This is a genomic window from Aequoribacter sp., from assembly GCF_965659035.1.
In the GTDB taxonomy this organism is placed as follows: Bacteria; Pseudomonadota; Gammaproteobacteria; order Pseudomonadales; family Halieaceae; genus Aequoribacter.
Genome location: NZ_CBFHWH010000089.1, coordinates 1 through 8,131 on the forward strand (window position 1 = coordinate 1; position 8,131 = coordinate 8,131).

An 8,131-nucleotide genomic window follows, 5' to 3' on the forward strand; every position below is an offset into this window, starting at 1 on the left:
ATCCGCTCACACCCTGTTGTGGTTCTAGCGTACGTGCTACCAGAGCAATTTTTGCCCCACATGCGGCAAAGTAGGCAGCAATGCCAGCGCCTATGCCGCGACTTGCACCGGTGATGAGGGCTACTTTGCCTTCGAGTAATTTAGAGTCGTCCATTACATGCCCCATTTGCTGATTAGACTCAGCATAGCAAATCATCGGTATCATGCGGCAGTGCAGAACACGAACTGGAAGTGGCCGAGAATGCTTTAACCTCGCTTAAGATGCGCTAGACGCAGCGCTCAATCAGCATCGCCGTACCCGTTCCTGCCGCACCACTGGTGGCGACAATGCCCAGGGTTTGATTGCGGCAGGTTAACTCGTCAATGAGTGTCCCTAGCAGCATAGCGCCCGTGGCGCCCATGGGGTGGCCCAGGGCGATGCAGCCGCCGTTTACGTTGAACTTGTCGTCATCAATTTGCAGTTGCTGCTGCGCACGTAAACTCGTGGCAGCGAAGGCTTCATGGATCTCGAATAGATCGATGTCGTCGGTTCTCAGGCCATGTTTTTGCATGAGCTTCTCGACGGCATTGACGCATCCGCTCACCACCTCTAACGGCTCGTCGCAGACGCTTAAGGTGTCTAGGATACGTGCTTTAGGTCTATGTCCGAGGCTTTTTGCCAGTTCCTCAGTGCCCAGTAGTACGAGCGCTGCGCCGTCGCACATAGCTGGTGAATTGCCGGCGGTATGGCCGTGCATGATGGTCGAAAATTGCGGATATGCCTCACTCTGTATCGCATCCGCACCGGCTTGCCCAAGCGCTTCAAAAGCGGGTGGCATGGCGGCTAGTGATTCGCGTGTTGTGCTCGCCCGAATACACTCGTCCTGATCGATCCAGCGATTCTTTGCAGCGTCAAAGATTGGGACAACCGAGGTAAAGCGTCCTTGTGCTTGTGCTGCCGCGGCATTTTGTTGGCTTTTGAACGCGACTTCATCCAACGCCTCGCGGCTAAAACCATACCGAGTGGCGATAAAATCAGCACCTGAACCCATCAGTAAAAAATGATGCTTAGCTGCGAACTCGGGGTCGGTAAAGGCAGTGGCTTTATCGGACAACATGGGCACTCGCGACATCATTTCGATGCCACCACCGAGTGTCACCTTAGCTTGATTCGCCCAGATCTTCATTGCCGCAATATTGACGGCGTCCAAGCCCGATGAGCAAAACCGATGTACGGTGATACCCGGGATAAACTGGGGCCAGCCAGCGGCCATTAAACTTGTTTTGGCAATATTAGCTGCTTGCTCGCCGGCTTGCGTGACACACCCCAGGGCGACTTCTTCGACAAGTTGTGGGTCTAGAGTATTTCGGGTTTTGATGTGTTCGTACAGGCCCGCCATTAACTGCACTGGCGTTAAACTGGCTAGGCCGCCGTCAGACTTCGCGCGTGTTCGAGCAGAGCGGATTGCGTCGTAAATATAAACCTGACTCACGAATCACGGCCCACGATAAACGAGGCACAAGTTGTGGTGCTACCACCAACATTTAATGTGATCATGTTGCGTGCATTAGCAATTTGGTTGCATGTGGCGCGACCGGTGACTTGATTGGCGCAGTCGAGGACCATGCGAATGCCGGTGGCGCCGACAGGGTGCCCTAGACCAATAAGACCGCCACTGGGGTTGATCGGGAAGTCGCCATCCATCGTAATGCGGCCTTCTCGAATAGCCCGATAACTCTCTCCCGGGGGCGTTAATCCGATATGGTCTATCGCCATGTATTCGGTGACGGTAAAGCAGTCGTGGGTTTCTAAGCCGTCGAGATCGTCAATTTGATTAAACCCGCCGCGTTTTAGCGTATCGTTTATCAAAGCGGCGACATGCGGGAAAATGTAGTCTTGATCGCGGCTTATCGCCAATTTCGATGCCAAGCTAATGGGCGCGGAGCGGTGTCCCCAGCCTTTTATTCTGGGTATGTCTTTCAAATTTAAGCCCAATCGCTCGGCGTAAGCTTGCGCGGCTTTTTTACTGGCTAGGACTACACAGGCCGCGCCATCGGTAATTTGGCCGCAATCTAATTTGCGAACGTAACCCTCTATCACGGGGTTCAAGGCATCGTCGTCACAAAAGGCCTCATCCGGCAGAACCCAAGAACGAGTTTGCGCGTTGGGGTTGCTGCGCGCGTTGGTGAAGTTGGTTTTGCCTATGATCTTCAGATCGTCGGTGTTGATGCCGTAGCGTTTTTGGTACTCTTTGGTCAGTAGGTCAAACTGATGCGGCCACGGGAAGTCACAGGTCATCGCTTCTTGACCTTTCCAGGTTGCCGCGCCCAAATATTCGGCACCGGTTTTGCCATTAACGTTACGCATTTGTTCAATACCCAAAGCGACGGCGACATCGTAGTGCCCAGCTTCGATATCACGCATGGCGGCCAAAATTGCCATAGAACCCGAAGCGCAAGCGGCCTCATGACGGCTGGTAGGTATGCCTGCTAATTCAGGGTAAACCTCGGCGAAAAATCCGCCGAGCAGTCCTTGGCCGTTAAATAGATCGCCCACGAAGTTGCCCACGTGCGCGACGTCGATTTCGGCGGGGCTTATGCTGGTTTTGGCCAGCGCATTCGTGAATACTTCTTTAAAGACGTCGAAGACTTCTTGGTCTTCTCGCGCCCAATTTCTGGAGAAGTCGGTTTGGTCTCCGCCCAGTACATAGATCTCAGATGCGCTCATTATTCTTCTCCTAGTTGGCCCCGCACGGACGCGCGGTATTCACGTTCTAATTGGTCTACGATAGTGGCAATAGTTTCTACTCGAGTCGAGGCCCCAACACCTTGTCCTGCCGCCCAAATATCCTTCCAACGTTTTGAGTCGATCCCCGCCTCGGCGAAGTTGATGTTGGCGGCGCTTGGCATATTATTGGGATCATAGCCCGCTGCTATAAGACTGTCTTTCAGCCAGTTAGCTTTGACTCCGGTAATTGCATCGGAGGTCACGATATCGCCGATACTGGATTCAGTCACCATCGATTTATAAGCGTCAACCGCCATGCTCTCTTTCGACGCTATGAAGCGTGTGCCCATATAGACGTAGTCAGCGCCAAGAACTTTGGCGGCATGAATAGCTTTGCCGCTGCCGATGGCGCCCGATAAAATGATGTCGCCATCAAAAAAGCGGCGCACTTCCTCAAGAAACGCAAAAGGTGATAAAAACCCTGTGTGACCACCAGCGCCTGCACAGACTAGCGCTAAGCCATCAGCGCCCGCAGTCGCTGCTTTCATAGCAAAATCTACGTTAATCACATCGGCATACACCTTACCGCCATAGGAGTGAACGGCATCTAAGGCACCTTTGGGACTGCCCAGTGCGGTTATCACGACGGGTGCCTTGTACTTAACAGCCAAGGCGAGGTCGATTTCACGCCTGGGGTAGGTCGGGTGCATAATCAGATTGATGGCCCAGTTGTGCTCAAAAGGCGTATTGGCGAGTGCTTCGGTAATCTGAATTAACCATTGCTCTAGCTGCTCGGGGGTGCGAGTATTCGGCGTAGGGAATGAGCCCATGATGCCGCCTTTGGCGCTAGCGATAACCATCTCGGGGCCTGACAGCAGAAACATCGGTGCTTGAATGACAGGTAAGCGTAGTCTTGTAGCCTGGTTCGACATGGATAATCCCTGTTGTTTAATTGCATAATAAGACTGAAAGGAAAGTTATTCAATAGTGGCAGTAAAACCTACAGTAGCGGATTCCAGCGAATCGCGACGCAGTATTCAAACGCGAGCAAGTTCGATTAATCGTGCGCTTGATGAAGTCGGTGATATGTGGACTCTGTTAATCCTCCAGGAAGTATTCTGGGGTATCAACACCTTCGGCGAGATGTTAGACGCCACCGGTGCATCCCGCGGCATCTTGTCCAACCGCCTTGCCTGGTTGCAAGACATTGGATGCATAAAAAAGAGCATTGACGGCGATGCGCGTAAACCTGTTTATCGATTGACTAAAAAGTCCATTGCTTTGTACAACAATGCGCTGATGGCAATTGTGTGGGAGCGCCGGTATTACAGTAACCCTGAATTAGATGCTATTGACCTTCATCATCAGCCGTGCGGTCACTCGTTTTGGCCTGAATTTGTCTGTAAACATTGTGCTCAAGAGGTTAGGTGGCAAGATATTGAATACCATGAGGGCCCTGGGGCAGGCCTTGACGTTCGCGAAATCAAAACTCGTCGTCGGGCAACTAAAACCATTGTCGATGATGGGCAGGGGACTTCGCTGTACCGCAACCTTACCGAATTACTGGGCGATCGCTGGACCTCTAATATTATCGCCCTAGCCTACCATGGTTTCGTGAGGTTCGAGGAGTTCCACAAAGAACTCCCCGTTGCGACGAATATCTTGTCGGATAGGCTAAAACTGCTGGTAGACAATGGGATCCTCTACAAAAAACCGTATCGCCCGTCGGTGCTGCGCTATGAATACCACTTAACCGCTAAGGGTGCCGATTTACTGCCGTACTTTATTACCTTGCTTCAGTGGGGCGACAACTGGTGCAGTCACGGTAACGGCCCGCCGATGCAATTGACCCACCGACTTTGTGGAGCGCCTTTACAGGGGGTTGTTCGGTGCGACCAATGTCACCACGAGATTGTTGCGAGCGAAGTCTCGTTCTAGCTGCTCTCTTGTTTCAAGTATGAACTGCCATCTATGTGATCAATACCAAGCTAAATGGCTTGTATAAGTGAACTGGTTTGCGTTAAGGTTTGCCTATTGAACTTAGAGTATGTGAGGTTTGCTATGGGTAAGCGTTTTGATGAAGCGCCATTTGGAATAGATCATGGCCCATTTTTGACGGGGGCATACGCCCCGGTGTTTGATGAAAAAGTCCTAGAAGACTTAGAGGTCGAAGGTGAAATTCCCGCCGATTTGAACGGTGTGTATCTGCGTAATGGACCTGATCAGCGCTTTGAGCCCAAAGCCATGCATCATCCTTTTGACGGAGATGGAATGCTCTTCAATGCGTATTTTGACAACGGCAAGGTCACTATACGCAACAAGTGGGTCCGTACCGAAGGTTGGCAAAAAGAAGACCAAACGGGTCATTCAGAGTACTGGGGCATCATGTCATCACTGAAAGAATCGCAAAGCCAACCCATGAAAGATACGGCCAACACCGATGTTATTGGCCATGCGGGTGTCGCCGTTGCCTCGTGGTATCTAGCGGGCGAACCTTACCTTGTCGATCCAATTACATTAGAAACACTCGGCCCCGCGCCGTATACCGCGGCACCAGGCTATGGGTTTTCGGCCCACCCCAAAGTGGATGAAGTGACAGGCGATCTTCTGTACTTTGATTACTTCCATCAGGCGCCGCACATGACCTATGGCGTGGTAGGCCCAGACAAGCAGTTAAAGCACCACGTTGAAATTCCCTTGCCAGGCAATCGTTTGCCGCACGACATGGCGGTAACTGAACATTACTCTATTTTGCATGATTTACCGGTTTGGCATTGCGAAGAAGCTTACGCAGCGGGTCGCCACAAAATACTCTTTAATGCCGACACGCCCGCTCGTTTTGGCGTTATTCCACGCTTTGGCAAAACTGAAGAACTTAAGTGGTTTGAGTTTTCACCGTGCTTTTTGTATCACGTGGTGAACTCGTGGGAAGAAGGCGATGAGATTGTGATGGTGGCCTGTCGGTTCATGCCTGTCATTAACGAGGACGGCTCCATTGACGAAGCGCGCACGGCAAAAAATATTGCCGAGTTACGGATGGATGCGCGCCTGTGGGAATACCGTATGAATTTGGCAACGGGTGAGGGTAAAGAAAAATGTTTAAACCCGGACTTCAACGTCGAGTTTCCATCCTACGACAGCAGTCGCACCGGGCGTTTTACCCAATGGGGCTATTTGGTTGATCACGATCCCGACACGCTGCATTGGATCGGTATCCGCAAGTTCAATACGACGACTGGTGAATGCGTGGGCTCTTGGACAGATGACCCCATTCACGCTTGGTATAATGAGCCTTGGTTTGCGCCTGCCGACAACCCCGAGAGCGAGGATCATGGTTATGTCGTCACTTTCGTCTGGAATGATCTCACCAAAGAGCAGCAGCTGCAGATATTTGACGCGCGCGATATCAGCAAAGGTCCCATTGCCCGGGTCAAAATGCCCATTCGTGTGCCGCAAGGGTTTCATGCCTGTTGGATGGCAGCCAATCGCATTGGCAAAGCGGCCTAGTTGATTCGGTCAGCAGGGAACGCTGTTTTAACTTGGCTCGGTAAGAGGTTTGGTTTAGCGTAGCGGCTTTTCTTAAGCTGCTTAACTCATGCTCGATTTGCTTACCCAACATCTACAATCTCGAATTCCCGGGGCGTCTTTGAGCTGGCAATGTCCACCTCAAACGCCCGACTTACCCCTGCTGTTGATTAGCGAAGATTACCCCCGCGAAGGCCTGCCTTATGAGGTAGCGCAGGCGCTAATGGATAATCCGCCCTACTGGTGCTTTTGCTGGGCCAGCGGGCAGGTGTTAGCTCGGTATTTGTTGGAAAATCCTGAAATCGTAAAGGACCAAACGGTCATCGATTTTGGTGCCGGTTGCGGCATCGTCGCTATCGCTGCAGCGCTAGCCGGCGCTCGGCGGGTTATCGCCTGCGACCTAGATCCTAATGCGCTTGCAGCTTGCGAAGTAAATGCTGAACGCAATGGGGTGACTCTTGAGTGCAGTGACGATGTGTTTGACTTGTTGGCGGACCCAACGCTTACATCCGCGATGATTACCGTCGCAGATGTTTTCTACGATCGCGACAATTTACCTTTGCTGGACACATTTAACGCTTTTTTCAAAGAGGTGCTGGTGGCTGATTCTCGCTTAAAAGGTATGTCCTTACCCGGTCTTGAAACCTTAGATGTGATTGCCAGTCATACAGTGCCTGACCTTGATGAATCGATTGAATTTAACCGTGTGACCCTGTACCGAACGCGCCTACTTTGACTTTGGACAATTGACCTAAACCCCCTTGTCGGGTGTAGTCTGATGATTGATAACCATCTAAACGATGGGGAGGTGTTTATGTCCGAAACAAGTCAATCCACTCACACACTCGCGATCACCGGCGCTGGGTGCGCCAGCTGTGTGGCCAAAATCGAGGGTGCCCTGAATACCCTCGACTCTGTAGATGTGGCCAGTATGAACTTTGCTGAGCGCAGAGTAAGTGTCACTGGTAGCGCATCTGTAGAAACCATAATCAAAGCGATAGAAGGCATTGGCTACGGCGCTACGGAGTCGAAAGCTGAGTCCTTAGCAGCCGAAATGGAGGAGCAGCGCCTAGCCGAACAAAACCAATTTAAAGCACATGTTCAGCGTACCGCTGTGGCGTTGGCTCTGGGTTTACCTTTGATGTTCTATGGTTGGTTGGGCGGTAGTATGATGATCGTCTCGAACCAAGATCAATGGATTTGGGGTGTTGTGGGCTTAGTAGTTCTAACAGCTATGGTCTATTCCGGTTCACATTTTTACCTGGGTGGTTACCGCGCGCTGCTTCGTGCTAACCCAAATATGGATACCCTGATTGCACTTGGGACTGGTGCGGCTTGGTTGTATTCCGCGCTGGTTGTTGTTGCGCCTAGTCTATTTCCCGAGATGGCGCGTCATATTTATTTTGAAGCCAGTGTTATGATTGTTGGGCTGGTCAGCTTAGGTCAAGCGATGGAAGTACGTGCCCGCGGTCGATCCAGTGATGCCATAAGACGTTTGGTGGGGCTGCAGGCGAAGACGGCGCGAGTGGTTCGGGGTGGCAATGAACTCGATGTCGCAATCGAACACATCAAAGTGGGTGATATCTTACGAGTGCGTACCGGCGAGAAATTTGCCGTGGATGGAGTTCTGACTGAAGGTGCCGTCACTGTTGATGAGTCGATGCTTACCGGCGAACCCATGCCGGTTAGCAAACTGAACGGAGAGCAGGTCTCGGCAGGAACCTTAAATATTCAAGGCTCTTGCCTTTACCGTGCCGACCGAGTCGGTAAAGATACGGCTCTGGCGCATATCATCACAGCTGTTAAACAAGCTCAAATGGCCAAGCCTCCTATAGGTAGGTTGGCGGACAGAATTTCGTTGTACTTTGTGCCGGTCGTGGTTGTAGTAGCTCTTTGCAG

General features: G+C 51.7%; 8 protein-coding genes. 4 read left to right on the top strand and 4 right to left on the bottom strand.

What is annotated here, in order from left to right:
• The 4 genes from ACTF5Z_RS10310 to ACTF5Z_RS10325 all read right to left on the bottom strand — a co-directional run.
• Nucleotides 1–205, bottom strand: a 205-nt coding sequence (locus tag ACTF5Z_RS10310) for an SDR family NAD(P)-dependent oxidoreductase (RefSeq protein ID WP_438985558.1), incomplete at its 3' end; no start/stop codon positions are given.
• 61 nt (nt 206–266) lie between these two features.
• Nucleotides 267–1,472 (bottom strand): acetyl-CoA C-acyltransferase, encoded by a 1,206-nt coding sequence (locus ACTF5Z_RS10315; protein ID WP_438985559.1) that lies wholly within the window; start codon nt 1,470–1,472, stop codon nt 267–269.
• The gene (locus tag ACTF5Z_RS10320; protein WP_438985560.1) at nt 1,469–2,707 is read right to left on the bottom strand and encodes an acetyl-CoA acetyltransferase; all 1,239 of its coding nucleotides are present in this window, start codon (nt 2,705–2,707) and stop codon (nt 1,469–1,471) included. The genes ACTF5Z_RS10315 and ACTF5Z_RS10320 overlap by 4 nt, the downstream gene beginning before the upstream one ends.
• Entirely contained in the window at nt 2,707–3,639 is a 933-nt protein-coding gene (locus ACTF5Z_RS10325) for an NAD(P)H-dependent flavin oxidoreductase (RefSeq protein ID WP_423849651.1), read from the bottom strand. The genes ACTF5Z_RS10320 and ACTF5Z_RS10325 overlap by 1 nt, the downstream gene beginning before the upstream one ends.
• A 55-nt stretch (nt 3,640–3,694) precedes the next feature.
• Here ACTF5Z_RS10325 and ACTF5Z_RS10330 point away from each other — a divergent pair, with 55 nt between their 5' ends.
• From ACTF5Z_RS10330 to ACTF5Z_RS10345, 4 genes are all read left to right on the top strand, one after another.
• On the top strand, nt 3,695–4,645 hold the full coding sequence (locus tag ACTF5Z_RS10330) for a winged helix-turn-helix transcriptional regulator (protein WP_438985561.1): 951 nt from the start codon (nt 3,695–3,697) through the stop codon (nt 4,643–4,645).
• Nucleotides 4,646–4,741: 96 nt separating this feature from the next.
• On the top strand, nt 4,742–6,214 hold the full coding sequence (locus tag ACTF5Z_RS10335; RefSeq protein WP_438985562.1) for a carotenoid oxygenase family protein: 1,473 nt from the start codon (nt 4,742–4,744) through the stop codon (nt 6,212–6,214).
• 88 nt (nt 6,215–6,302) lie between these two features.
• Nucleotides 6,303–6,968, top strand: a complete 666-nt coding sequence (locus ACTF5Z_RS10340) for a class I SAM-dependent methyltransferase (protein WP_438985563.1) — start codon at nt 6,303–6,305, stop codon at nt 6,966–6,968.
• Nucleotides 6,969–7,046: 78 nt separating this feature from the next.
• The coding region (locus ACTF5Z_RS10345) for a heavy metal translocating P-type ATPase (RefSeq protein ID WP_438985564.1) at nt 7,047–8,131 on the top strand (1,085 nt) is incomplete at its 3' end.

What these genes read in the sequence shown, in the direction of transcription:
- ACTF5Z_RS10320 (WP_438985560.1), bottom strand. Translation starts at nt 2,707, where the DNA reads ATGAGCGCATCTGAGATCTATGTACTGGGCGGAGACCAAACCGACTTC.
- ACTF5Z_RS10325 (WP_423849651.1), bottom strand. Translation starts at nt 3,639, where the DNA reads ATGTCGAACCAGGCTACAAGACTACGCTTACCTGTCATTCAAGCACCG.
- ACTF5Z_RS10340 (WP_438985563.1), top strand. Translation starts at nt 6,303, where the DNA reads ATGCTCGATTTGCTTACCCAACATCTACAATCTCGAATTCCCGGGGCG.